Origin of the sequence: Mesorhizobium sp. SARCC-RB16n, assembly GCF_008520305.1 — a bacterium.
Classification (GTDB): domain Bacteria; phylum Pseudomonadota; class Alphaproteobacteria; order Rhizobiales; family Rhizobiaceae; genus Mesorhizobium.
Genome location: NZ_ML703254.1, coordinates 142,333 through 166,481 on the forward strand (window position 1 = coordinate 142,333; position 24,149 = coordinate 166,481).

24 protein-coding genes and 2 pseudogenes are annotated in these 24,149 nt (G+C 60.5%); 9 read left to right on the forward strand and 17 right to left on the reverse strand.

Annotated features, from left to right (window positions below; all coding sequences use genetic code 11):
* Window positions 1–2 precede the first annotated feature (2 nt).
* From C7I87_RS02805 to C7I87_RS02835, 7 genes and pseudogenes are all read left to right on the forward strand, one after another.
* Entirely contained in the window at window positions 3–761 is a 759-nt protein-coding gene (locus tag C7I87_RS02805; RefSeq protein WP_149902754.1) for a TIGR04290 family methyltransferase, read from the forward strand.
* Window positions 754–1,686: a glycoside hydrolase 5 family protein gene (locus C7I87_RS02810; RefSeq protein WP_149902755.1), complete on the forward strand. Its 933-nt coding sequence runs from the start codon at window positions 754–756 to the stop codon at window positions 1,684–1,686. Before C7I87_RS02805 ends, C7I87_RS02810 begins: the two co-directional genes overlap by 8 nt.
* 105 nt (window positions 1,687–1,791) lie before the next feature.
* On the forward strand, window positions 1,792–2,853 hold the full coding sequence (locus C7I87_RS02815) for a glycosyltransferase family 4 protein (RefSeq protein ID WP_149902756.1): 1,062 nt from the start codon (window positions 1,792–1,794) through the stop codon (window positions 2,851–2,853).
* A gap of 8 nt (window positions 2,854–2,861) precedes the next feature.
* Window positions 2,862–3,842, forward strand: coding sequence for a GNAT family N-acetyltransferase (locus C7I87_RS02820; protein WP_246696153.1), 981 nt, complete (start codon window positions 2,862–2,864; stop codon window positions 3,840–3,842).
* 319 nt (window positions 3,843–4,161) lie between these two features.
* On the forward strand, window positions 4,162–4,845 hold the full coding sequence (locus C7I87_RS02825; protein ID WP_246696154.1) for a class I SAM-dependent methyltransferase: 684 nt from the start codon (window positions 4,162–4,164) through the stop codon (window positions 4,843–4,845).
* A gap of 1 nt (window position 4,846) precedes the next feature.
* A pseudogene (locus C7I87_RS36690) lies at window positions 4,847–5,042 on the forward strand (hypothetical protein).
* A gap of 159 nt (window positions 5,043–5,201) precedes the next feature.
* A complete protein-coding gene (locus C7I87_RS02835) occupies window positions 5,202–5,381 on the forward strand; it encodes a hypothetical protein (protein WP_149902758.1) in 180 nt (59 codons plus the stop codon).
* On the opposite strand, the gene C7I87_RS02840 is transcribed toward C7I87_RS02835, so the two are convergent.
* Window positions 5,382–5,945, reverse strand: coding sequence for a sigma-70 family RNA polymerase sigma factor (locus C7I87_RS02840; RefSeq protein ID WP_149902759.1), 564 nt, complete (start codon window positions 5,943–5,945; stop codon window positions 5,382–5,384).
* Between the two features lie 141 nt (window positions 5,946–6,086).
* Window positions 6,087–6,230 (reverse strand): hypothetical protein, encoded by a 144-nt coding sequence (locus tag C7I87_RS35075; protein ID WP_188393704.1) that lies wholly within the window; start codon window positions 6,228–6,230, stop codon window positions 6,087–6,089.
* On the opposite strand from C7I87_RS35075, the gene C7I87_RS02845 reads away from it, so the two are divergent.
* Window positions 6,229–8,340, forward strand: coding sequence for a catalase (locus tag C7I87_RS02845; RefSeq protein ID WP_149902760.1), 2,112 nt, complete (start codon window positions 6,229–6,231; stop codon window positions 8,338–8,340). The genes C7I87_RS35075 and C7I87_RS02845 overlap by 2 nt on opposite strands.
* A 72-nt stretch (window positions 8,341–8,412) precedes the next feature.
* On the opposite strand, the gene C7I87_RS02850 is transcribed toward C7I87_RS02845, so the two are convergent.
* From C7I87_RS02850 to iolE, 11 genes are all read right to left on the reverse strand, one after another.
* Window positions 8,413–8,907 carry a hypothetical protein gene (locus C7I87_RS02850; protein WP_149902761.1) on the reverse strand — a complete coding sequence of 165 codons (495 nt, stop codon included), beginning with the start codon at window positions 8,905–8,907 and terminating at the stop codon, window positions 8,413–8,415.
* 728 nt (window positions 8,908–9,635) lie between these two features.
* The gene (locus C7I87_RS02855; protein WP_149902762.1) at window positions 9,636–9,956 is read right to left on the reverse strand and encodes a hypothetical protein; all 321 of its coding nucleotides are present in this window, start codon (window positions 9,954–9,956) and stop codon (window positions 9,636–9,638) included.
* An 823-nt stretch (window positions 9,957–10,779) separates the two neighbouring features.
* On the reverse strand, window positions 10,780–10,962 hold the full coding sequence (locus tag C7I87_RS02860; protein WP_149902763.1) for a CsbD family protein: 183 nt from the start codon (window positions 10,960–10,962) through the stop codon (window positions 10,780–10,782).
* Window positions 10,963–11,445: 483 nt separating this feature from the next.
* Window positions 11,446–11,721: a DUF6894 family protein gene (locus C7I87_RS02865; protein ID WP_149902764.1), complete on the reverse strand. Its 276-nt coding sequence runs from the start codon at window positions 11,719–11,721 to the stop codon at window positions 11,446–11,448.
* Window positions 11,722–11,948: 227 nt separating this feature from the next.
* Entirely contained in the window at window positions 11,949–12,887 is a 939-nt protein-coding gene (locus C7I87_RS02870; protein ID WP_149902765.1) for a sugar phosphate isomerase/epimerase family protein, read from the reverse strand.
* A gap of 25 nt (window positions 12,888–12,912) precedes the next feature.
* Window positions 12,913–13,905, reverse strand: coding sequence for an inositol 2-dehydrogenase (gene iolG / locus C7I87_RS02875; protein WP_149902766.1), 993 nt, complete (start codon window positions 13,903–13,905; stop codon window positions 12,913–12,915).
* Between the two features lie 94 nt (window positions 13,906–13,999).
* A complete protein-coding gene (locus C7I87_RS02880) occupies window positions 14,000–14,818 on the reverse strand; it encodes a carbohydrate ABC transporter permease (protein ID WP_149902767.1) in 819 nt (272 codons plus the stop codon).
* The gene (locus C7I87_RS02885) at window positions 14,815–15,708 is read right to left on the reverse strand and encodes a carbohydrate ABC transporter permease (RefSeq protein ID WP_149902768.1); all 894 of its coding nucleotides are present in this window, start codon (window positions 15,706–15,708) and stop codon (window positions 14,815–14,817) included. The genes C7I87_RS02880 and C7I87_RS02885 overlap by 4 nt, the downstream gene beginning before the upstream one ends.
* Window positions 15,709–15,722: 14 nt before the next feature.
* Window positions 15,723–17,042 (reverse strand): extracellular solute-binding protein, encoded by a 1,320-nt coding sequence (locus tag C7I87_RS02890; protein ID WP_188393705.1) that lies wholly within the window; start codon window positions 17,040–17,042, stop codon window positions 15,723–15,725.
* 1 nt (window position 17,043) lies between these two features.
* Window positions 17,044–18,135: an ABC transporter ATP-binding protein gene (locus tag C7I87_RS02895; RefSeq protein ID WP_149902770.1), complete on the reverse strand. Its 1,092-nt coding sequence runs from the start codon at window positions 18,133–18,135 to the stop codon at window positions 17,044–17,046.
* A 28-nt stretch (window positions 18,136–18,163) separates the two neighbouring features.
* On the reverse strand, window positions 18,164–19,072 hold the full coding sequence (gene iolE, locus C7I87_RS02900) for a myo-inosose-2 dehydratase (protein WP_149902771.1): 909 nt from the start codon (window positions 19,070–19,072) through the stop codon (window positions 18,164–18,166).
* Window positions 19,073–19,333: 261 nt separating this feature from the next.
* Here iolE and C7I87_RS02905 point away from each other — a divergent pair, with 261 nt between their 5' ends.
* Window positions 19,334–20,776: a rhizopine catabolism transcriptional regulator MocR gene (locus C7I87_RS02905; RefSeq protein WP_246696155.1), complete on the forward strand. Its 1,443-nt coding sequence runs from the start codon at window positions 19,334–19,336 to the stop codon at window positions 20,774–20,776.
* Window positions 20,777–20,988: 212 nt separating this feature from the next.
* On the opposite strand, the gene C7I87_RS02910 is transcribed toward C7I87_RS02905, so the two are convergent.
* From C7I87_RS02910 to C7I87_RS02920, 4 genes and pseudogenes are all read right to left on the reverse strand, one after another.
* Window positions 20,989–21,810, reverse strand: coding sequence for a non-homologous end joining protein Ku (locus C7I87_RS02910; RefSeq protein ID WP_149902795.1), 822 nt, complete (start codon window positions 21,808–21,810; stop codon window positions 20,989–20,991).
* Between the two features lie 556 nt (window positions 21,811–22,366).
* Window positions 22,367–22,516, reverse strand: coding sequence for a hypothetical protein (locus C7I87_RS35080; RefSeq protein WP_188393706.1), 150 nt, complete (start codon window positions 22,514–22,516; stop codon window positions 22,367–22,369).
* Between the two features lie 468 nt (window positions 22,517–22,984).
* Window positions 22,985–23,113, reverse strand: a pseudogene (locus C7I87_RS02915) (IS5/IS1182 family transposase); the annotation flags it as partial.
* Between the two features lie 434 nt (window positions 23,114–23,547).
* On the reverse strand, window positions 23,548–23,916 hold the full coding sequence (locus C7I87_RS02920; protein WP_149902773.1) for a hypothetical protein: 369 nt from the start codon (window positions 23,914–23,916) through the stop codon (window positions 23,548–23,550).
* Window positions 23,917–24,149 lie beyond the last annotated feature (233 nt).

The following is a 24,149-nucleotide window of genomic DNA, read 5'->3' on the forward strand; positions in this document are numbered from 1 at the left end:
CCATGTTGCATTCCCATGCCGAAATCCGCCGGCGCATCGACGCGCTCGGCCCGTGGTTCCACAACATGGAACTGGCCGGCGTCGAAACCGCTCCCGACCACTTTCTCGGCAATTATCCACTGATCAAATGGCGCAAATTCGCCGATGCGATACCCGCCGATCTGGCCGGCATGACTGTGCTGGATATCGGCTGCAATGCCGGTTTCTATTCGATCGAGATGAAACGGCGAGGGGCCGCCCGCGTTCTCGGCATCGATTTCGACGAGGCCTATCTGGCGCAAGCCCGCTTTGCCGCCGAGATCGCGGACTGCGAGATCGAATTCCAGAAACTGTCGGTCTACGACGTTGGTGCCCTGCGCGAGACATTCGATGTCGTGCTGTTCATGGGGGTGCTTTACCATCTGCGCCACCCCTTGCTCGCGCTCGATCTGATCCGTGAGCATGTCGCCGGTGACCTGATGATCTTTCAGTCCATGCAACGCGGCAGCAAGGATCTGCCCGAGCTGGAAGAGAACTATCATTTCTGGACGCATGACCTGTTCGACCGGCCGGAATTTCCCAAGCTGCATTTCATCGAACACCGCTATGCCGACGACCCGACCAACTGGTGGATCCCGAACCGGGCTTGCACCGAAGCAATGCTGCGCAGCGCGGGTTTCGAGATCGTTCTGCATCCCGAGCAGGAGGTCTATTTCTGCCGTGCTGCTGGCGACCCGGTCGGCGGCGCGATTTATCCGTCGAAAGGAAAGCTCCATGATTGAAGCCGCGATGATCTGGAACGAGCCCAACAACAAATCGCATTGGGACCCAGAGCTCGACCCCGATTGGAGCCGCTTTGCCAGGATGGCAGTCCTGTCGGCGGGCGCGATCGCTTCGGAGAACCCGGCTCTGACAAAAGTGCTTGGCGGCATTTCGCCGATAGACCCCGGCTTTATCACGCGCATGAAGGAATACGGCGTGCTGGACCATGTCGACGCCGTCGCGGTGCACGGCTTTCCTCTCGACTGGAACCTGTGGCAAATCCAGGAATGGCCGCAGAAGATCGGCGAGATCGCCACCGTTACCGACCTCCCCATATGGGTCAGCGAGGTCGGCGTATCGACCTTCGGGGCCGAGGAAATACAGGTCTGGGGACTCAAGCGAACGGCCGAATTGCTGCTCGGCAGTGCACCACGCATCCAGTGGTACAGCCTCTATGACCTTCCGCGTGAATGGGAAGCAACGACGCGGCATCGCGAAGCGGAGGGATCCTCCTATTATCGTCACTTCCACATGGGGCTGCTGCGCCAGGACGGCACGCCGAAGCCGGCGCTCGAAGAATTCCTGCGCTACACACCCGCAATGGGGCTGGTGCAGTGGTTTCATTTCGAGGACCCGCGACTTGACGACGCCGTCGCCTGGATGAAGCGGCTCGGCGTCACCAACATGCGCACGGGCCTTTCCTGGGCCGACAGCTTCAGGCCGAATGCATTGAACTGGTTTGATCGACAGATGGAGGCACTCGCCGATTTCGATGTCACAGTCACTTTCTGCTTCACGCCTGAACATCGCGGAATGATGCCTCACCACACCAGCCCTCCACTGGTGCCCGAGGAATTCGCCGAGTTCTGTGCAGCGATGGTCCGCCGCTACGCGCCCGGTATGACGTCCACCTCGCTCCCGACCCAGCGGGCCTCGGCTGCGTGAGGCTTTGATGCGACCAGGTCCGCGATCATTGGATGCACCGGCCGGAGTGGAAGCTCACGGGCCCGCCGCCAATTCACTGCCTCTGGCACCGTGGCTCGGCCGGCCATGACACTCACTATCCTCAATGTCGCCTATTCCCTCGCGCCCGTCGGACCGGATGCGGTCGGCGGGGCCGAACAGGTTCTGTCGATGCTCGACCGGGCACTGGTCCGCGCGGGTCATCGGTCCATCGTCGTCGGCTGTCGGGGCTCCAGCGCAAGCGGCATCCTTGTGGAAACACCGGCGGAAAGCGGCGTGCTCGACGAGGCCGCCAAGAGCCGTGCGCAACAGGCTCATCGCGTCGCGATCGCTTCTGCCCGCGCCAGCTGGCCGATCGATGTGGTTCATCTGCATGGCATCGATTTCGACGCCTATCTGCCGGACGATGGCCCGACCTTGGTGACCCTTCACCTGCCTCTGGACTGGTATCGGACCGAGGCACTGTGCCCGACGCGCAACGACCTGTGGCTTCATGCGGTTTCGGCCGCCCAAGAGAAAACAGCGCCACCAGGCGCCAGACTGGCACCGCCCATTCCGAATGGCGTCGACATAGAGGCGTTCAGCCTGCTGCAACCGAAGCGCGACTTCGCACTGCTTCTTAGCCGGATCTGCCCGGAAAAGGGCATCCACCTGGCGCTGGACGCGGCCAAGCAAGCAGGTGTGCCGCTGGTTGTCGGCGGCAAGGTCTATCCTTATGAAACGCACACACGCTACTTTCGCGAAGAAGTCCAACCTCGCCTCGATGGGCGCCGCCGCTTCCTCGGTCCGCTCGGTTTCACTGCCAAGCGGCGCTTTCTCAGCGCAGCGCGCTGTCTGGTCATTCCTAGCCTTGCCGCCGAGACCAGCTCACTTGTCGCCATGGAGGCGCTGGCCTGCGGCACACCGGTGGTCGCCTTTCCGAATGGCGCGCTTCCCGATGTGATCGAGCACGGCAGGACCGGTTTTCTCGTCAACACGGTCGACGAGATGGCCCAGGCCATCGTTGCGGCGTCCAGCCTGGACGGCGAGACATGCCGGGCGGAGGCGCGGCGACGGTTTTCGCTGGAACGGATGATCTCGTCTTATATGGACGCCTATCAAGCGCTGGCGCGATTTGGCACCGATGCCGGCCGCCTCGCCTTCACATGAGCCAACTGGTGTTGCGCAGCGAGATCATCGATGACCCGGGGCAATTCGATACCCTTGCGCCACACTGGTGGAAACTGTGGGAGCAGAGTTCCTCGGCGACGCCGTTTCAGTCTCCCGCCTGGCTGGTGCCATGGTGGCGCACATTCGCGCCCGGCGACCTGGCGACGGTCGCGGTCTGGCGCGGAGGCGATCTGATAGGGCTGGCGCCGCTCTATCTCGAGCACGGGATCGCCGGCTCGAAATTGCTTCCGGTCGGCATTTCGCTCAGCGACTATCTGGACATCCTGTGCGTTCCCGGTACCGAAGCAACGGTCGTCGCCGCTATTGCCGAAAAGATCCTTTCAGTTGAATGGTCTCAATGGACCTTGTCGGATTTGCCGGAAGGCGGCGCCGGTCTTGCGATTTCACATCCCGATCTGAAGGCAGGGCGGCCAGCCGCTCATAGCGCTTGCCCCGTGCTTGCCATTGCCGGCGACGAAACCCTTGCGGGCTGCGTGCCTTCCCGACGCAGGCGCCAGCTGCGACGGGCGCGACAGGCTGCGTCCAGACGCGGCCGGATCGCGCTGTCGTCGGCACGAGGCAATCCGCAAACCTTCCTCGATCAGTTGATCCGCCTGCATGACGCACGCTGGGCAGGACGCGGAGGTGGCTTGTTGGCCGACGTCCCCGTAGAGCAATTCCACAGGCGCTCGCTTCCCTTGCTCGACGCTCGCGGTCTGGTCAGGTGCTGGCTGTTCGCGATCAACGGAAGGACGGTCGGCGCCTATTACGGCCTTCATCATCGCGGTCGTGCCTATGCCTATCTCGGCGGCTTCGACCCTGACTATGCCGAAGAGAGCCCAGGCGCGATCCTGATCGGCCACGCGATCGCGGAGTCGATCCGCGAAGGTGCGCGCGAGTTCGACTTCCTGCGCGGTCAGGAGGCCTACAAATATGGTTGGGGCGCCATCGATAAGTGGACCATGCGCAGGGTCTGGACGCGGAGCTGACGTCATGAGTGCAACCTGGCCGGAATCCGCCCAGCGCCGGAGAGCGATTAAATTAGCCGTCGAAGACTGCATGGCGGATGGCGTTTGCGCCGAAGCCGTCGTCGCCAGGCTGGCGCTTCATCCGCAGACGGGGATCAGGGCGGGGGAGCTGGCGGAGATCGTGCTGGATATCGTTCCGTCGGATTGGCGAGATGGGGAAAGACTGCAAGAGGTAGCCGGGCTGCTTCGCCGCAAACCAGGCTCCTTTGCCACGTTGCGAGCGACAGGCGCTGCCGTTCGGCACGCTCGCGACGACAACGAGACGGATGCCGCCGTCGTCATGCGGCTGGCCTCGAGCTTCGATGCGGCGGCAGCGATTTCGGGGACAGCAAGTGTCCAGCTCGCATCGCTTGGCGATGAGGACAGGCTGTCAGCCACGACCGACGAAATCGTTGCCTGGCTCGAGGAGCAGAACTTCACCGGCACCAGCCGGAATATTCTGGACATTGGTTGCGGCATCGGCCGTTTCGAGCATGCGCTTTCCAAATCCTTCAATCGGATGGTCGGCATCGATATATCCTCGCGGATGATATCCATTGCCTCCGAGCGGTGCGTCGCGCTGCGCAACGTCGAATTGCGGCAAACCTCCGGCCTCGATTTGGCCGAATTCGATGACAGCAGTTTCGATTGCGTGCTGGCGGTCGACAGCTTTCCTTATCTGGTTTTGGCCGGCATGGCTGAGCGGCATTTCGATGAGATTGCGCGCGTTCTGAAACGGCCAGGCTGGCTGGCCGTGCTGAACTATTCCTATCGCGGATCGTTTTTTTTGGACAGCGCCGATGTCAGTCGTCTGGCGGAAGCTCACCAATTGCGGGTTGTGATCAATGGCGAGAAGCCGTTTCGGTCATGGGATGGCGACGCTTTCCTGCTTACTCGTGGCGGCGGAACATTACTGCGCGACGCCAGTTCGGACACCGAACCAGAGGCACTGAAAAATGCCCTAATCCGAAGGAGGAAATCATGACATCCGGCTGCAAAAACATTTTGATCTGGGCGGCCAGGGCAAGGGTACCGGCGCCGGCGCGATGAAACCTGACCAAAAGATCGGAGAAAACGCCGTTCTCTCCAATCGTGACAAGAAACAGCACAGCGATGAGCGCGGACTGGACGGAGTGCGATCAATATCAGGATCATGTCGCGAACCAATTGCCGAAGGATTGAACGCCGCACCGCATTCTTGGCCCGCGCCACCGCAAGGCCAGGAAATAAACCTGTGCAAGCGCCGCTGGCAACCGTGCCAGGCGGTGGACATCGGCTTGTAATGTCGGGCATTTATCACCACACATAGATTAAGGGGCCGCTGTCTATCAAGGGAACATGATGTCTCGTTCGAGCGATGATACCGTGGTAGACCCGCGTGTCGGTTTGGCGATGGATCAGGAGATACATTCTCTCCTGTCTGCGATAGAGCAGGAGAAAATTCCGGACCGGCTGATGAAGCTGGCAATAGATCTGCAAAACGCGCTGGTCGAGAAGCGTCGGCGTGACGTGAAGAACTAACTATCCGCGCCTATCACCCTCGATGTCGAGTTGACCATCAGACAGATGATTTCGCCTTTCCATCAATGTCTGCAGCGAACTCTCCCCGAGCAATTCGAGGATGTTGGCGCGGGCACGGTTCAGTCGGCTTTTGACCGTCCCTACCGCGCAACCGCATATCTCGGCCGTTTCCTCATAGCTCACTCCCAGAACGCCGATCAGCATCAGAACCTCGCGTTGATGTTCGGGTAGCTTTTGAATGGCGCCGTGAACTTCCTTGCTCTGGACGCTCCATTCCTGCGTGGCTTCCGAAATCGGTCTGGAAGATGCACAGTCGAGCAGGCCTGGCGCTTCCCGGGCGGCGATCTTGATCCGCGTGTAGTAAGTATTGCGCATAATGGTGAAGAGCCACGACTTCATGCGTGTGCCAGGTTCGAACTTCTCGATGTTGGCGAGACCCTTGGTCAGTGTCTCCTGCACCAGATCGTCGGCATCGTCGGGGACACGGCAGAAAGTACGGGCGAAAGCCCGCAGGGCCGGTATCAGCTCAACGATGGAAACTTCATTTGTTTCCTGGTCGGCCAAGATGTAGCCTCCGGATGACAATGGTCCAGCTCCGAGAAGAATGACTATATGAACGCAGCCCCTGCTAAATGCATGGAAGTTTGGTTCGTTCCTCTCGCTGGAGACAACTGTTCAGAAATTCCGCGCAGGTCGAAATAGCTGTCATTCCTCGGCGGATGCCATCTCCACAGATGACGCCTTTTTCGGTGCGCGCGCACCGGTTCTTTTTATGGGAACAAAGCCGCGCACCGCCAGTTTGATGCCCTGAGTACTTCTTTCCAGCATCAAATCGAGGATTCTGTTCATGGCCAAATCCGCCCGTCGCTCCGCTCGCCAATCGGCAAGTGGACTGGAACAGGATAGCGCGCGGGGAAACGGCGGGGAACTGCATCAGATCGCGGGGGGTGAGACGCCCACCTTGACCACGGCGCTCGGAATTCCTGTCTCCGATGATCAAAACACATTACGGGTCGGCGAACGCGGACCATCGCTGATCGAGGACTCTCATTTTCGCGAGAAGATTTTCCACTTTGACCATGAGCGCATCCCGGAAAGGGTGGTCCACGCCCGCGGCTATGGCGCCCATGGCTATTTCGAGACCTACGAGTCACTGGCCAAATACACACATGCCGATATTTTCCAGAGGGCCGGCGAAAAGACGCCAGCCTTCGTGCGGTTCTCGACGGTCGCGGGCAACAAAGGCTCGTTCGATCTCGCACGCGACGTGCGCGGCTTTGCGGTCAAACTCTATACCAAGGAGGGCAATTGGGATTTGGTCGGCAACAATATTCCGGTCTTCTTCATCCAGGACGCGATCAAGTTTCCCGATCTGATCCATGCCGCCAAACAGGAGCCGGACCGGGCCTTCCCTCAAGCCCAGACAGCGCACGATAATTTCTGGGACTTCATCAGCCTTATGCCGGAATCGATGCACATGGTGATGTGGATCATGTCGGATCGGGCGATCCCGCGCTCCTTCCGCTTCATGCAGGGCTTTGGCGTGCACACGTTCCGCTTCGTCAACGCGAAAGAGGAATCCACCTTCGTCAAATTCATCTGGAAGCCAAAGCTCGGCATGCAATCGGTGGTCTGGAACGAAGCGGTCAAGATCAATGGCGCCGATCCCGACTTTCATCGTCGCGATCTGTGGGACGCCATCCAGTCCGGCAATTTCCCGGAATGGGAGTTGACGGTGCAACTGTTCGATCAGGCATTTGCCGACAGCTTCGATTTCGACATTCTTGATGCAACAAAGATCATTCCGGAAGAGGTACTCAAACCCGTCCCGGTCGGGCGGCTGGTGCTCGACCGGATGCCGGATAATTTCTTCGCCGAGACCGAGCAGGTTGCCTTCATGACGCAGAACGTGCCGCCCGGAATCGACTTCTCCAACGATCCGCTTCTGCAGGGCCGCAACTTCTCCTACCTCGACACACAGTTGAAACGGCTGGGCAGCCCGAACTTTACCCATCTCCCGATCAATGCGCCGAAGTGCCCGTTCGCCCATTTCCAACAGGATGGGCACATGGCCATGCGCAATCCGGTCGGTCGCGCCAACTATGAACCGAATTCATGGAGGCTAGGACCGCGCGAGGATCCGCAACGCGGCTTCCGTTCCTTCGCCGTTGCCGAAGAAGGGCAGAAGGTGCGCCTGCGGGCGGAAAGCTTCGCCGATCACTACAGCCAGGCCCGGCAATTTTTCAACAGCCAGACACCACCGGAGCAACGTCACATCGCGATGGCGCTGACGTTCGAATTAAGCAAGGTCCAGGCACCCGCGATTCGCGAACGCATGGTTTCGCATCTGCTGAACATCGACGAAACCCTGGCGACCACCGTGGCTGGCAAGCTCGGCATTCGCGATATGCCCGAACCCGCGGAGGCACCCGTTCCGACGCGCGACGACCTGCCGCCGTCGCCGGCGCTCAGCATCATTGAAAACGGGCCGGACAGTTTCAAAGGCCGCAAAGTCGGCGTCTTGCTCAGCAACGGAGCCGACGCTGCACTGTTTGAACAACTCCGCTGCGCTATCGAAGCGGAAGGCGCGGTGATGGAGGTGGTTGCGCCCAAGGTGGGTGGCGTCGACGCGGCTGACGGCACCCACATCGAGGCCAGGCACATGATCGACGGCGGCCCGTCTGTCTTGTTCGACGCCGTGGTGCTGCTCCTCTCCGAGGAAGGTGCCGAGATGCTGCTCAACGAGGCGGCCGCGAAGGACTTTGTGTCCGATGCCTTCGCGCATTGCAAGTTCATCGGCTTCACACCGGCAGCCGAGCCTCTCCTGGCCAAGACGGGCGTCGCTCCCGATGCCGATGAGGGCCTGATAGGGCTTGATACCGCAGCTTCCGTGAAGACATTTGTGCAGGCCTGCCGCAAACTGCGGCTTTGGGCGCGGGAGGCGGCCGTCAAGCTTTGATGGCACGGAATGAACTGACGCCGCCGCGCGTCTGCGGCCTCGGTCACCGTCAAGCCTCAATTGGGAAGCGACCTATGATTGGCTGTCGTTCCCAGCCGCCTGTCGTCGCTGCTTTTGCAGGACCTCGTCGGTCCCGACCAGCTTCTTTGCTCGGCCCGGAATGGTGGTGGACACCACCGCGGGCGGGTCGCTTGCCGGAAAAGAATCCTCCAATCCTGCCTGCAGTTGATCCTCGAGCGTCTGAGGTTCTTCCGAGCGGCCGTGCGTTCTGCGCGTGTCCATCTTCTCCAGGGGCTGTTTCTTCTTTGGCGAATCGTTCGCTTCCCGGATCAAGGCATAAAGCTGCTCGATCGCGAATTCCTTCATCGTTTCGAAATCGGGCCGATCGTCCTTCGTCGCCTCGATCTGAACGACCATGGCCTTCTCGAACCGCTCAAGGCTTTCACCGCCACCGGCGTGGGAAAGCCGCAGCAATGCTTCGTGCAGCATTATCGGGGTGAAGTGAGCTGCCGCTTCCAGTTTGAGCTGCCGCAGACGGTCCGCAGTGGCGGCCTGGAATTTTGACATGGCGGTGTCCTCTCTCTCACAATCGTCTTAACGACGGCTGATCGCCGATGTTCCCCCACACCTGAACACACTTCGTATCCAGCGAACTATGGACCAAGCTTGGTGCCAGACCGGCCGACGCCTCCCATGATGTTGCGGTTGCTGGTCATGATGAGCGGGGGGTTCCCGGCAAGGTACCCGGCGGCCGCTTTCCAACATGTCACGATTTTCTTGTGACGAAGGAACCAACTCGGGATTCACCGGTTCGGCCCAATCCACCGGAGCTTTCCTGACAGGCCCTGCCGGAGACGCCGGGTCACGAACGCATTGAGGATCGCGCGTGAGCCGGCCAAATCGATGATGGATGCATAGGACAGCGAAATCCATCCAGGAGGGCCAGGACACCGAGGGCGTGCCATGAGCTTCGACGCACTCTTCTCGACCTCTATCCGGGAATTTCGTGACATCCGCCACAGCCATTGCGGATCATCGCCGGGACGCGCGGTCAGTCCGCACCAACGCCTGCAGGATGGTGGTTTCTCGTAGACTGTTGCTGTGAACGAAGCCGGCGGCATAGACTGCCGAGGCAACGACCACAGCCGCCGATACGCCTGCCACCCATAGAAGGCGAACGGCGCCTGCCTGACGGCCTGTCGGCTTATCTGCGCCTACTCATTCCAGTAAGAACGCCGCCCGATTAGTCGCCCCGGGGACAAGGACGACTTGGGGCGGCGCTCCGAGCCAACGGCTCATTTGTTGCAGTTCTGCATGTTCGACGTTGTCGCACCCGAGGCGGTGTTGTTGTCGATGTCGTTGCCCGCGGCATCCTTGCAGCGGTCCGCCATGCCGTTCGGCGCGGTTGTCGAATTGGTTGCGTTCGGGTCAGTGGGCGTTACCGATCCACCAGAGCCAGTGCCGGTGCCAGTGCCGGTCCCATTGCCGCCATTCATGCCACTGGAGGTGCCGGACGTCGAGCCTGAACCGTTGGATCCGGTACCGTTCGACTGAGCCATGGCCGAGGTAGCCAGAGCGGCCGCAAGCACCGTGGCGGAGAGAAGTTTTGCAATCATGGAGAATCTCCTTTGGTTGTGGTGTACTGCCTCCACCAAACCAGTCGTTCCCTGATATGTTCCGGATGAAACATGTCTTCGGCGGGATTCTTATGGTTTTTGGCGATCGATTGATGATGGTCCTCGCACCCACTACGCGTTGACGCCGGCGCCGGATCAGGGCACCAGTGGTGATGCCCAACGCGGCCGAGGCCTCAAATCAGGCGCGGCTTCAACGGCTTGTGAGTGCGCGAAATTTATGTTGCCTGGGAAACCAGGTTCCGCGGCAAACAGGACGCTACGGCGGACAAGGCGCGCGGCTTATTTTCTCAACATCGGCTCTGTTCGTGCCTGGGGCAGCCATTGAGCTTAGCCGAAGCCATTCCATTCTCTGTAAACCGACAACACCGGAGCACAGGCGTCGTCGTGACTTTCGTCCGGAAAATAAGGGACAGGCGTGACGAGTATGCCCGATTGCGGTGACCAACACCTTGCTTGGATCGGTCATCATCCGTTCATCTCGGATTTCGACGCCTATTCGCGCTTGAGGACGGGCGGCAGCTCTAGATGAAGCATCGAAGGCGATTGGGATTCGGCCTGAGGCGGGCTGATGATCAACGCCGCAGGCGATCTCAATCTATTTACCTGCGATTGGGGTTGTCCAAGCGCTCGCCCTTCTGCCTTCCTGAGACGGCAGGTCGAATAAGTTTCGAGTGTGGCGCGGCAAGCGTCGGCGGTTGCGCAATTGAGGGGGTGAGTTTCCGGTGACACTTGGGCGCCCGAAGTTGTGTCTATCTTCGGGACGTCTGTCGCGGCTTTCCCCACCGCTTCGTCAGCCCGGCGTTCAATCCTTCAAAGCGTCCCGAACCGCGTCCTTTGCCTTGCCAACCCCTTTTTGCAGGCTCCCTTCAGCCTTGTCGGCAGCTCCGTCAGCGCGAAGTTTGTCGTCGCCCGTGGCCTTTCCGACCTTATCCTTTATCTCGCCGCGCAGCTTCTTAGCTGAGCCCTTGATTTCATCCTTGTGCATGATCTTCTCCTCTTTGGTCAAAACCAAACTATGCGCTACCTGAAAAGTTCCAGAGGAGCAGGATCGGAATAGCCACGCGCTCGCGCGACAAGGAAAAGAGGCAAGTTGAGTAGTTCCGCGATCTGGCGCGGCAGATCGAAACGGTCAATTCCGAAAAGCCGTTGAATGAGGCACTTAAGAAAGTGGCGAAGGCGCCGCCGCCAAAAGGCGACAATTCGAAAAAGGCTGGTGATCGGTAATGTGACCCTACGTTATCGACAGGCTGTTAACAGGATAGAGCCTCCCTTACGGCTCGATAGCGCCTGACTTGCCGGCAAGCCGATCTAGGAGCTTGCGGGATTCCTCGATTACGCGGCGCGTCTCTTCTATGTCTGAGCGCAATTCCTCAACATGTGCAACCGCCCGTTGCTGATAGAGACGCGCGCTCACATTGAAGTAATCGTGAGGCTCCCACGGTTCCATGGCTCCAGTCTATGCCGTTGTTCAGGCGTGGCTGTCCGGCGATGATAGCGAAGCACACGACGAACGTTCCGCCTCGACATTGAAAACGATGCTCGCTCGAAAAACCGAATCGCCGCCCTCATCGCGCACCACAATCACCATTTTGTGGTGATCGCCATCTGGAAGCGCATCCCTTGTCATCTCTGCGAGGGCTCTAATCGCTTCATACCTGACAGCGGGAATGTGCTGACACCCCTTGCCCTCATAGTCGTGGAAAATGGTTCCGTTGTCATCGACGTCGAAACCATAGAGCGCCATCGCGGAACTCCAGGAGAATAGTCCGGCCTGCTCGCGAGTGACGCAGGAGTTCGCAGGCCGGACCATCTGCCGGCTTTTGAGGGACTGGCCGGTGACTGTTAGAACGTGCGCCCTAGCGGGCCTGGGCGCAATGGCATGTCCGAAGGCGTACAAATTCCGTGCCGACCTGTCATCGACAGAATCCGGTTGAGTATACAATCGCCGGCCTTAACGTCCTCTACGGATGATTAAGAAAGGTTGATTGCGACGTTGCGCAGCAGCGCAACGGATTTCCGCATTCCTTCCATCGGGGTCAGCATCATGTCCTCGTGCTCGATTGACAAGACGTCGTCGTAGCCGACCTGCTTGAGCGCGGTACAGAACTGCCGCCACCAGGTCTCACCGTGACCGTAACCGAGTGTGATGTAATTCCAGGCTCGTTCGGCATATAGGTTTGGTGGACGTGGATCCAGCGTGCCGTCGATGGCCGCGGCGATGGGCTCGATCCGTGTATCCTTGGCGTGGACATAGTAGATTGCCGAGGCGAGCGTGCGAACGGCGGCAATCGGATCCGCCCCCATCCACAGCGGGTGACTGGGATCATAGTTGGCGCCGACCGTCTCTCCGACAGCGTTACGCAGCTTGAACAAAGTCTGGACATTGTACACGGCCTGATGTCCATGCAGTTCCAGGCATAGTTTGTGAATGCCGAGGTTGTTGGAAAACGCGACGAGGTCGCGCCAGTAGGGAATTATCCGCTCTTCCCACTGGTAGCGCTGGATCTCGAGGCATTCCGGTGGCCAATCGGTGATGATCCAGTTCGGGTGAGCGTCACCTGGTCCGCCCGGCAGGCCCGACATCATGACTACACGATCGATCTCCATCAGGCCGGCCAGCCGAATGGTGTCCTGTGTCACGCCATGATGGACCTTCCCATGCGGACCCGGGTGCAGCGGATTGCCCGAGCAGTTGAGCGCTGCAATCGTCAGCCCGTGATCCCGGATCTTGGCGACGAACTCCTTGCGCGTGGCAGCGCTCGCGAGCATGGCCTGCAGATTGATGTGGGGCGCCGACGACCAGTTGCCGCAGGCGAACTCCAATGTCTGAAGTCCAAGTTCGGCCGCGGCGGCTAACATCTGGTCGAATGAGAGGTCGCCGAGGCTGTCCGTAATCATCCCGATCTTCATCTGGAAGCTCCTCCTGTCGATTGTACTAAAATCTGACGGTCTCGAACCTGCCCGACTTGGCGGAGGCAAGCGCTGCCTCGCACAGGATCATGGCCTTGCGGCCGTCGCTTGCCGTGACGTCGGGCCGTCGCCCTGTTTCGACGCAGCTGATGAAATGATCGATCTCGGCGGCATAGGACTCGGCATAGCGCTCAACGAAGAAGTAATAGGGCTTGTCGCGCGATGTCGCCTTTGCGCCTGATATCTCGACCGATGTCGGCAGTCTGTTGCCGGCCCGCAGCATCCCATCCGCGCCATGTACCTCGATGCGCTGGTCGTAGCCGTAGGCCGCCCTGACGCTGTTGTTGATGTGACATTGCCGGCCGGACGCGGTGCGCAGCACGAACATCGCGGTGTCATAGTCCCCCAGCTTGGCATATTGCGGCGCGACAAGTGACGACCCGGTCGCGAAGAGCTTGACCGGCTCCTCGCCCAACAGGTTTCGTGCCATGTCGAAGTCGTGGATGGTCATCTCCCGGAAGACGCCCCCTCCTCCAGCCAGCGCTTCCTCGGTTTCCGGTTCGGGATCCCGGCTGGTGATGATGACCTGTTCAACGGCGCCGATCTCGCCTTGCGCCAGGCGCGCCTTCAGCGCCCGAAAACTCGGGTCGAACCGACGGTTGAACCCGATCTGAAACGGCACACCTGCCTTCTCGACAGCCGCCAGGCATTGGTCCGTGCGCTCGAGATCAAGATCGATCGGCTTTTCGCAGAAGATCGCCTTGCCGTTGGCGGCCGCGGCCATGGCCAGATCCGCATGCGTTCTCGTTGCCGAAGCGATGAACACCATGCGGATCGATGGGTCATTCATCACGATCTGGGTATCGGCGATCTCGGCTCCTGTCAGGGCAGAGACCTTCGAGGCCGCCTCGGTGTTCGGATCGACGATGTAGCGCAGGCGCACGCGGGGATGGCGCGCCAGATTGCCTGCGTGCACCTGGCCGATGAGGCCCGCTCCAAATAGACAGACATCGATCATGCGTTTGATTTCCCTGAAACGCCACGTGGTGCCGAGCTGCCATGTTCGTGGCCGAGGCGACTTGATTGAGGTGGGTGGCTGCCGGGTCGCGTCGTCATTTCACGGCTCCCATGGTCAGCCCGCGAACCAGATGGCGCTGCACCAGCAGCGCGAAGAAGACGATCGGCAACGCGCCGATGACGCCGGCCGCCGACATCGAGGCCCAGTCGGTGTCAATGCGGCCGATCAGCGTGGCGGTGCCGCGCGGCATCGTCATCGCCCGGGGCGTGGCCGTCAGAGCCAGCGCGAACAGGAATTCATTGAAGGTGACCAGCACGGCAAAGATGGCGGTCGCGGCGAGGCCGGGTGCCGCCAGCGGTAAGGTGATGCGCCGGAACGCACCGAAACGGGAATCGCCGTCGACCATGGCGGCTTCCTCGAGATCCACGGGGATCTCCCGAAAGAAGCTCTCCATCATCCAGACGCAGAAGGTGATGTTGAACGCGGTGTAGGTGGCGATCAAACCCACCCAGCTGTCGAGCAGGCCGAGCTTGAGCATCAGCAGGTAGACCGGGATCAGGATGACGACCGGCGGCACGATGCGCAGCGTCAGCAGGAACAATCCGATCTTGCGCTCCATCGCGAAAGGCAGGCGAAAGCGCGCGATCGCATAGGCGCCCATCGCGCCGGCCACCAGGGCGATCGCAACGGAGAAGAACGTCACCACCAGCGAGTTGGTCAGATAGGCGCCAAACTGCTTCTGCGTGAACAGCTTGACGTAATTGTCCAGTGTCGGAACATGCGGATAAAGCGTGCCTTCCTGGGTGATTTCGCGATTGGACTTCAGCGATGTCGAGACCAGCCAGTAGATGGGCAACAGCACGATGGCCAGCACCGCGCTCATCACCCCGATGCGGGTCAGATGACTGTTCATGATGCGTCCACCCTGCGCAAAAGCCTCACGGCGCTGAAGGCCAGCGCAAGCACGACCAGTCCGATCGTGACGAAAAGTGCTGCCGCATAGCCCGTCTGCTGGAACTTGAAGGCAGTGTCGTAGCCATAGATCGAGACCAGCCGCGTCGCCTCGCCCGGTCCGCCCCGGGTGAGCACGAACACCTGGTCGAACGTGCCGAAGGCGTCGATCGTTCGAAGCACGATCGCGATCGCCAGCACGGGCCGCATCATCGGAAAGGTCAAGTCGGCAAACACCCGCCAGTTGCCGGCGCCGTCGACGCGGGCGGCCTCGAAGGGTTCGTGCGGCAGCGACTGCAGGCCGGCCAGGAGGATCAGGAACATCAATGGCGTCCATTCCCAGACATCGAGAACGACAAGGCCGAAGAAGGCCTTGACGGGGCTGCCGAGGATTTGCACCTGGCCGCCGCCCGTCCACTCAGAGATTGCCGTCAGCATACCGGCGTCGCTGGCATAGATCAGCCTGAAGACGATGGCGACGACGACCGGCGTGATCACCATCGGGATGATCAGAATCGTCCTGAGCAAGCGGATGCCACGAAATTCGCGCAGGCAGAAGAGCGCCAGGGCAAAGCCCAGGATCGCCTCGAAGGTGACCGACAGGGCGACGAATTCGATCGTCACCCAGAGCGCGTTCAGAAACTGCGGATCGCTCCATAGCTTGATGTAGTTCTGCATGCCGACATCGGCGACGACCGACCCATAGCGATAGGCCTTGGTGCTGGCGCGCAGGCCGTCCCACAAGGGATAGACGAGCACGCCGAGCACGATCAACAGGCCCGGCGCCAGCATCAGATAAGGGAGGGCGAGGTCGAGCCCCGCCCCCTGCAGACGGTATTTGCGGCTCCGCATCCCGCCATTTCCCACTAGTAGTAGCCGACCGAAGACAAGTAGTCCTTGACCTGCTTGGCGGCATTGTCCAATGCCGCGCCGCCACCCGAGCCGGCCTGCAGCGCCTTGTTGAGTTCGATGCCGAGTAGTTCCTCGACCTTGGCCCAGTCGGGCGTGCGCGGGCGCGGCAGCGCGCCGGCGTCGAGCTGCTGCAAGGCAACAGGGATCAGCCGGTTGCCTGGCTTGGCAATGCCGAAGGCGCTGCGCTTGACCGGAATGGAACCTGCTTCCGAGAGCTTGGCCTGGATGTCGGCGCTGACATACCACTTCAGGAATTCGACCGAATTGGCCTTGTTGGGCGCCGATTTCGGAATGCCGGCGATGAAGATGCCCATCTGGGCGATCGCCGCGGTCTGCTTCGGCACGATGCCGAAATCGAGCTTGCCCGCCACCTTGGTCTGTGTCGGATCGTCGGCCTTCAGCGCATTGCCGGAATACTGGATGATGGCGCCTGCTTCGCCGCCCAGGATCGCCGCACCTTCCTGGTCCGAGTCGAATTCGACGACGCCGCTCGGCGCGTTCTGCTTCATGGTGCCGACGAAGAATTCGGCGGAGGCCTTGCCTTCGGCGGAATTGAAGACCGGGTTCCATTTGTCGTCGAAGAAGGAGCCACCAAATGACAGGAAGACCGGGTACCAGCTGGTCACGATCGGATTCCCGGAAACGCCGCGGAACACGACCGGATATTTGATCTTGCCCGCTGCCACGCCTTCCTTGCCCTTGGCGATGACCTCGTCCCAGGTTTTCGGCGCGCCGCTCGTGTAGACATCGTTGCGGTAGGTCAGCGTCTGCAGATCGCCGACGAACGGCACGCAGATCAGCGTCGGCGCGGCAGTTTCAAAACCCTTCACGCGCGGCCCTTTCTGGGGCGGCCAGTAGCCCATGTCGATCATCGAGCCGATCCAATCCTTGTCGCCGCCGTCGATGCCGGCCGCGCCGAGATTCTCAAGCACATTGGCCGCGCCGAACTGCGGCACCCATGGATCGTCGAGAAGGTAGAGATCGTACTGGCCGGCGCTGTTCTTGGCGTCGGCGAACCACTTCTCCAGCGTCACGCCGTATTCATCCTCCAGGAATTCGATATCGAAGCCGGCATCCTTGGCCAGCGGGATGATCTTCTGCTTGAACGGCGTCAGGCCGCCATCGGCGAAAGCGCCGATGATCACCTTCTTGCCGGCCGCGCTCGCCGGGACGGGCAGGCCGATTGCGGTAAGGGCGGTGGTGGCAAGCGCCAGGCCAAGTCCTCCCTTGAGTACGGAGCGGCGAGTAAGTCTGCTTCTGCTGGACTGCGTCATTTCACTCTCCATCACTGTTGACCCTGTGGACGGCCGTCAGGCCGGCCGAATTGAAGAAGCATGCGTTCGACACATCAAAAGTGACCGCGATGTTGGCGCCGACCGCGCCCCTGAAGTCGCGGCCAGCGCGGACAGAGACATTGCCGCCGCCAAGGCGGACGTTGACCAACGTCTCGTTGCCCATGGGTTCGACGACATAGATCTCGCCGGGCAGTGCGTTGGGCGCGCCTGGCTCTGAAACGCTCATGTCTTCCGGCCGCAGGCCGGTCTCGACCACTTGCGCCGCGCGGCACGCCGCAAGCCGGGCGGCGGGAATCGCAACCGGAGTTCCGCCGATCGCGATGCCTTGGTCGGCCAGTATGACTGGAAGGATGTTCATCGGTGGATTGCCGACGAAGGTGGCGACGAAACGGTTGGCCGGGCGGTCGTATATGTCGGTTGGCGCCGCCATCTGCTGCAGCTCCCCGCCGTGCATCACCGCGACGAAGTCCGCCATGGTCAAGGCCTCGACCTGGTCGTGGGTGACATAGAGGGTGGTTGCGCCGAGCCGCTGGCAAAGCCGCTTGATCTCGCCGCGCATGGTCAAGCGCAACCTTGCGTCCAGGTTCGACAGCGGCTCGTCCATGAGGAAGGCCGCGGGATCGCGAACGATTGCGCGCGCTAGCGCCACGCGCTGCCTCTGGCCACCGGAGAGCTGGCGCGGCAGGCGATCAAGCAGGTGCCCGATCTCGAGAACCGCCGCGACCTCGTCGATCTTGACGCGACGCTCGGCATCCGGCATGCCGCGGATCCACAAGGGATAGCCGATGTTCTCGCCGACCGTCATTTGCGGATAGAGCGCGTAACTCTGGAAGACCATGGCGATATCGCGGTCGCGCGGCTGCAGCCGGGTAACGTCACGCTCGCCGATGAAGAGCTTGCCGGCGCTCGGCATGTCGAGACCGGCAAGGACGCGCAACGCCGTCGTCTTGCCGCAACCCGAAGGACCGAGCAGGGCCAGGAACATGTGGTCGGGGACGGCAAGGTCAAGTGAACGCAAGACGTTCAGCGCGCCATAGTTCTTGACCACACTTTGGTAAAGGACAGAACTCATTGCCGCTCCCCGGCGCGCCGTAAGTGTATCAGGTCTCCCGTTCCTTGACCTCGAAACCGGCATTGAGGGCCAGATCGCGCAGGTTGCGATAGCCCATCGTCGCATAGGTGAGCGGGTGGGCCTTGGCCGGATCCTGTTCGGCCTCGACCACCAGCCAGCCGGCATAGCCATTGTCGGCGAGCAGCCGCAAAAGCGTCAAATAGTCGATGGACCCATCTCCGGGCACGGTGAAGATGCCTTCCATCACCGCGCCCATGAAGCTCATATCCAGGGCGCGAGCGCGCTTCAGCACATCCGGTCGCACATCCTTGCAGTGCACGTGGACGACGCGGCCGACATGCCGCCGCAGCAACGTCTCGGGATCGCCGCCGGAAAACACGCAATGGCCGGTGTCATAGAGGAGGCCGACGGCTTGCCCTGAGCCGGCCATCAGCCTGCCGATCTCGTGATCCGTCTCGACGATGGTGCCCATGTGGTGGTGAAAGGCCATGCCAACGCCAAAATCGGCGAACCGTTCAGCCAGTCGCGTTATCTTGTTGCCGTAGGACTTCCACTCGTCGTCGGCAAGCTTGGGACGCTGCGAGATCGGATCGTGAATGGCGCCATGGCGGCCGCGCGACGTATCGGCGTAGACGACGTGTTTGGCGCCTAGGTCGCGCAGCAGCGTCAAATGCGGCAGGATGGCGTCGAATTCCTCCTCGACTTCCTTTTCGCAGATCCGACCATCGTACCAGCCCGAGACCAGTTCAAGGCCATGGGTCGCGAGAACCGCGGCCAGCGCCTTGCTGGCACGCGGGAACTTGCCGCCGAGTTCCGTTCCCGCGTAGCCGGCTTCGGCCGTTTCGGAAAGGCAGACCTCGAGTGGCGTATCCCCGCCGAGTTCGGGCACGTCGTCATTGCTCCAGGTAATCGGATTTATGCCTATGCGGACAGCCATCATCGTTCCTCATCGGACAGGCCGGACCAGTTGCTGGCGCGCCTCCGAAGCCACTCAGGTCGGTGAAGGCGCTTGTGGTCTGTCTGGGCCCGTTGTCCCCTCTTTCATTTAAGCGCCGATCTGTCTCCATCGCGAGAGCCAGTTCGGTGAGAAGTGAAGGTGCCAGTTTCACTTCGCGCGCCGCTCATCTAAGCTCGATCCGCTCTCATAGCGCGAGGCTTGTCCATGCAGGTATCGAGGCGAAAGCGCCAAGGCTTTCCGATGGATGCGCTGATCATCGATCGGACAATCGATGAACCCATCCATCGCCAGCTCTACAGGCAGATTGCCGCGATGATCCGTGGGCGTCGCCTGGCGCCCGGATCGGAATTGCCATCGACGCGCGCGCTGGCCGAGGATCTGGGCCTCGCCCGTAATACTATCGTCGGTGCGTATGACCAGTTGGCGACGGAAGGCTATCTTGCAAGCCGGCAGGGCGCGCGCCCGGTGGTCGTCGACCTGCCCGTGAACTCGACCGATCAAGGCAGCAAACCCGTGGCCACGGCAATCCATCGCCCGCTTTCCAGGCGTGGCGAAAGCCTGATGCAGCAACCCTTCCATCACGGATCGCCGGGACGCTTTGCCTTTCATCCGGGCATGCCGGACCCGCAAAACTTCCCGTTTGGCGTCTGGGGCAGGCTGCTCGCACGCCGGGCAACGTTTGGCGCCGACATGTTGTTCGGCACCTATCATGTGACCGGCCTGCCGGCGCTCAAGGAAGCGATTGCCGGCTACCTGATCTCGGCCAGGGGGGTGCGGTGTTCTCCCGAACAGATCGTCGTAACGACAGGGGCGCAGGCCGCGTTCGATCTGCTGGCGCGTCTGCTGCTCGATCCCGGCGACACGGTCTGGCTGGAGGAACCGGGTTATTACGCGGCCAAGGCGACCTTCACCGTCGCTGGCGCCAAAATTGTGCCGCTTGTGGTCGACCGCGATGGCTGGCAGATGAGCCAGCCCGAGATTTCACCGCGCCTGATCTATGTGACGCCCGCCTGCCAGCATCCCTTGGGGATCACGATGCGCATGGACCAGCGGCTGCGGTTGTTTGAAATCGCCGAGCGCAACAATTCCTGGATCATCGAAGATGATTTCGACGGCGAGTACAGATTTCAGGGAAGGCCGGTCCCAGCCATACAGAGCATGGATTACGCTGACCGGGTCATCTATGTCGGCACTTTTGCCAAGTTGCTGTTTCCGGCGCTCAGGCTGGGGTTCATGGTCTTGCCCGCCGCCTTGTGCGAGGGCATTCCGCATGCGCTGAGCACCACTGGGCAGTTCGCACCCCTCCTGCTGCAGGCGGCGCTGGCCGATTTCATCGATGAAGGCCACATGACCCGCCACCTCAAGCGCATGCGGCGCATCTACGCCGAGCGCCGGAAGTTTTTCTACGAATTGTGCCAGACCGAACTGGCCGATCACATGACCCTTTCGGCGGCGGAAGCCGGAATCCAGGTCGTTGCTTCGCTTCACGTAAGTTGCGACGATCGGGCGGTTGTGCAATGCGCCGACAAATTCGGTGTCAACGCATCGCCGCTTTCGAAATATTACTGGGCATCGTCCGGCAATGGTCTGGTGCTTGGCTATGCCGCCTGCAACAGGGCCGAGAGCGAAGCGGGTATCCGACGCCTGCGCCAGGCTATCGAGCACGTGCGGAGTTTGTCATGAGCCCGACTGCCTGCCATAAAGCGGTGGTTGCCCCTCGACATCGGCATCGAGCAAGCATCACCTCGAAATCCTCAGCCGTGGTTGCCGAACTTGGCTACGACTTGAGTATCATCTGAGAACCATCCTTGAGGCCGCGGGCCGATCGCGCCAAGCTGCGGCATTGCGACGGAACGGCGGCAGAGCAAATGCCGAGCGGCGGATTACGCAGCATTCTACGCCGACTTTCGGCCCTTGGAATTGGCGCTGCCCTTAATGCCCTCCTTGGCCAGGCTCTTGCGAAGCACCGAGGCCAGGTCGATGACGTTCTCTTTTGGCGCCGGCGCCGGCTTGGGCAGGGCTTTGCCTTTGCGCTTGGCGTCGATCATGGCGATCAAGGCGTCCTCATATGTGTCTTCGAACTTCGATGGATCGAACTTGGTGACCTTCTTGTCGATCAGCAGCCCGGCGATCTCAAGAAGGTCTTCGTCGTATTTGGGGCTTTCCAAGCCATTGAACACGGACTTTTCCGACGTCATCTCGTTGTGAGTGCGCAGCTCGGTCAGCAGCATCCCGTTTTGGAAGGGTTGGATCAGCACCTCCCGGCCGCGCTGGTAGAGCACCACGCAAGAGCGCGCAGCCACGCGCTTGCTGGCCATCGCGTCGCGAAGAACGCAAAAGGCTTCGAGGGAAGCGCCGTCCGCCGGGATCAGGTAATAGGGCTTTTCCAGATATCGGGTGTCGACGTCTTCGATGGCGACAAATGAATCGACCTCGAGGGTGTGGGCCGATGTCAGCTTGAGTTTCTTGATCTCGTCCGGTTCGACCTTGATGAAATGGTCCTTGTCCACCTCGTAACCCTTGACCTGGTGTTCGCTCTCAACGACATCGCCGGTCTCTTCATCCACATACGCGCTTTTGACAGGCAGGCCATCTTTACGGTTCAAAATCTTGAAATGGATTTTGGAGGCCTCGCTGGTCGCACCGACAATCTTCACGCCGCACGAAACCGACCCGACCTTCAGGAAACCCTTCCAAACTGCTCGAGGTGCCACCATGAACCTTGCTCCCTGCCTCCAGTCAGTAAGAACACACGAAACCACCACCCGTTCCGCCGGCACACCAGGGCTCCGCCACGCGGTCGCCATCGGGCTGGTTTTAGCGACAGCGGTGGCATTGCTGCCAATCACGCCGCGGGGCATGGTCCGAATGAAGTGTTATTAGGCACTCTATCAGGCAAAGGCGAAAGGCCGAGGAAGTTGGACGGCGTATGAACCTGAAGCGGCTGCGGTCGCTACGAGGCGCAGGTGAGCTCCGTGGTTCGAATGCCCTCAAAGCGCCTTCTGTTGGAATACGCTGCCATCATCGCGATGATCGAATTTGCGGTATGGCTCACGACCAGAATTGAACTGACCATAATGGTTTGACGCAGTTCAAGCAGAGGTCATCGAGCGGGTCAGCGGCCAGCTTAGGCTTTTGGTAGTCTTCTTCATAGGCATTCCGCCGGTTGGCTACTTTGTTTAGGTTATCGTGGGCGGGCTTTCTGGACCGCGTCGCCGATCGAAAGACCGAACGTATGGGCGCCCTCCTCCAGGCCGGTCTAACGATGGGGCCTTATAGATTTGGGCGGCTCGTCGCCATAACATTTAAAAGCAGCAAGCAAGCCGCCACCGATACGACGCCGACGAGAAGTTCGTTCGGGGTCAGTCCAAGAAAATGGACGAAATCAAAAGCCAACACCACTTCCATCGCGATACCGATCATGGATTTGGAAACATCGCCTGAGAGAGAACCCTTAGAGAACCCTAATGTTCCGATATTGACTCTCTGCCCCCCTGTGGGGCGCTCACGCAGAGCGATACACCGGGTGGGCTGTGGCGTAGTTTCGAGGGGATCGGCAGCTCATGGTTTCACGCCTTCGGCTTCAGCGGACACGGCTTCCAGCTCAGCCGGCGCGGGCTCATGCCATGGCCGAACTCAATCATTAACCGCTTCAGCCGCATCGCCAGAAGGTCAGTGGGCTCTGATAGGTCCAGATGACTAGGGCCGGCAACATAAATCACCCCGCCCTCGTAGTCATTGCGACCAGCATCTCGATTAGGAGCGGGTGCTTTCCAGAGAGCACACAGTCCATCACAACCATAAGTGTCTGTCAGGCAGGCCAGGGGTCATACCCGGCAAAGCGCCTGCAAAAGCAGCTGCTTGCCCGGCGGAAAGACGGCCGCCCCACCCTCGCTCCAACGCGGAAAGCGCCTCATTCACAATCGCCCTAACACCGCGCAACGGATGGTCGCGCCGCACCCGAGCCCCGAGAGCGACGTAGCTGAACAGTTCGCCCGTCTGTCCGTCCCCCTGCACGATTCACTCCGACCTCTTCATGGTCTGAGCGAATCGCGAACCTGAGACTGTGGCGAGCCCCTTTTTCGGGCAGGACGCTATGATAGTATGCTTTTGCAGCCTTGATCTAGGTGATCAGGCGGGCCTTCTGCCCACGTCAGTGGCAAGTCACTAACTCGCAACTCGGGAGAGCGCGCGATTGGTTCTGCTGCTGGTGAGGTTCTCGGCTCGTCTATTCGAATGAAGCCAGCCCGACGCTTACAATGCTATTGTTCTGTAAGCTGGCGACGATTCCAAGTCGGCGGTGTCGCCACCAGCCAGGCTCGGCAATGAGTCCCCCTCAACCCGCCGGGCCTCCTATTGTATATGCCTGACATGCTGAGTAGCTCGTACATGTCAAAGGCCCCGGTGCAGACTAAAGCGCCGGGGCTTCGTTCGTTCCATGCTGTGGAAGCGCGTTACCTCTTAATGATCCAATCGACCAAGGCACTTTCAACCCGCTCGCAGTCGGTAAACTCGTAGACGAGGCTCGTAGCCAGATTGCGCCATTCGCTTTTGGACACGCTCCCTTCCGAGACCAAATCCTTAAAGACGTTGCGCAGAATGTCCGCGTCGAACGCGGATACCCGGTGCCACTCAGCCTCTCTGACAGCCTCGTCTATGTTACGCTGGCGAAAACGCTTTAGAAGCTCATGCGACGCGGCGATTGCACGCCGGGTTTGAGCTATGTCACCACGAATTGAGGCAATGTAGGCCCTAGAGCGGTGCTGAGACTGGAAGCTGGCGTCAACCACCGCCTGCGCCAAGGCTGTACGACCTTCGATCATAGCTACCTCCCAATGGCTAAGAGTTTAGGTACCTATGTAAATCGGCTCTCCAAGCTGTTCAACGTCGGTTTGATGCGAGGAAAGCGGTGCCAGTCTGTCTATGGCTGGCTATCGTCAGGCGGATAGAGCTGTCGGGCCTCAACCGGCGACTGCCGGCAGGCAGTCCGCCCAAGACCTGCTTTAGGCTCATCGGGCATCAACGGGCACTGTATGGTTTGCGTCGAGGGTACAGA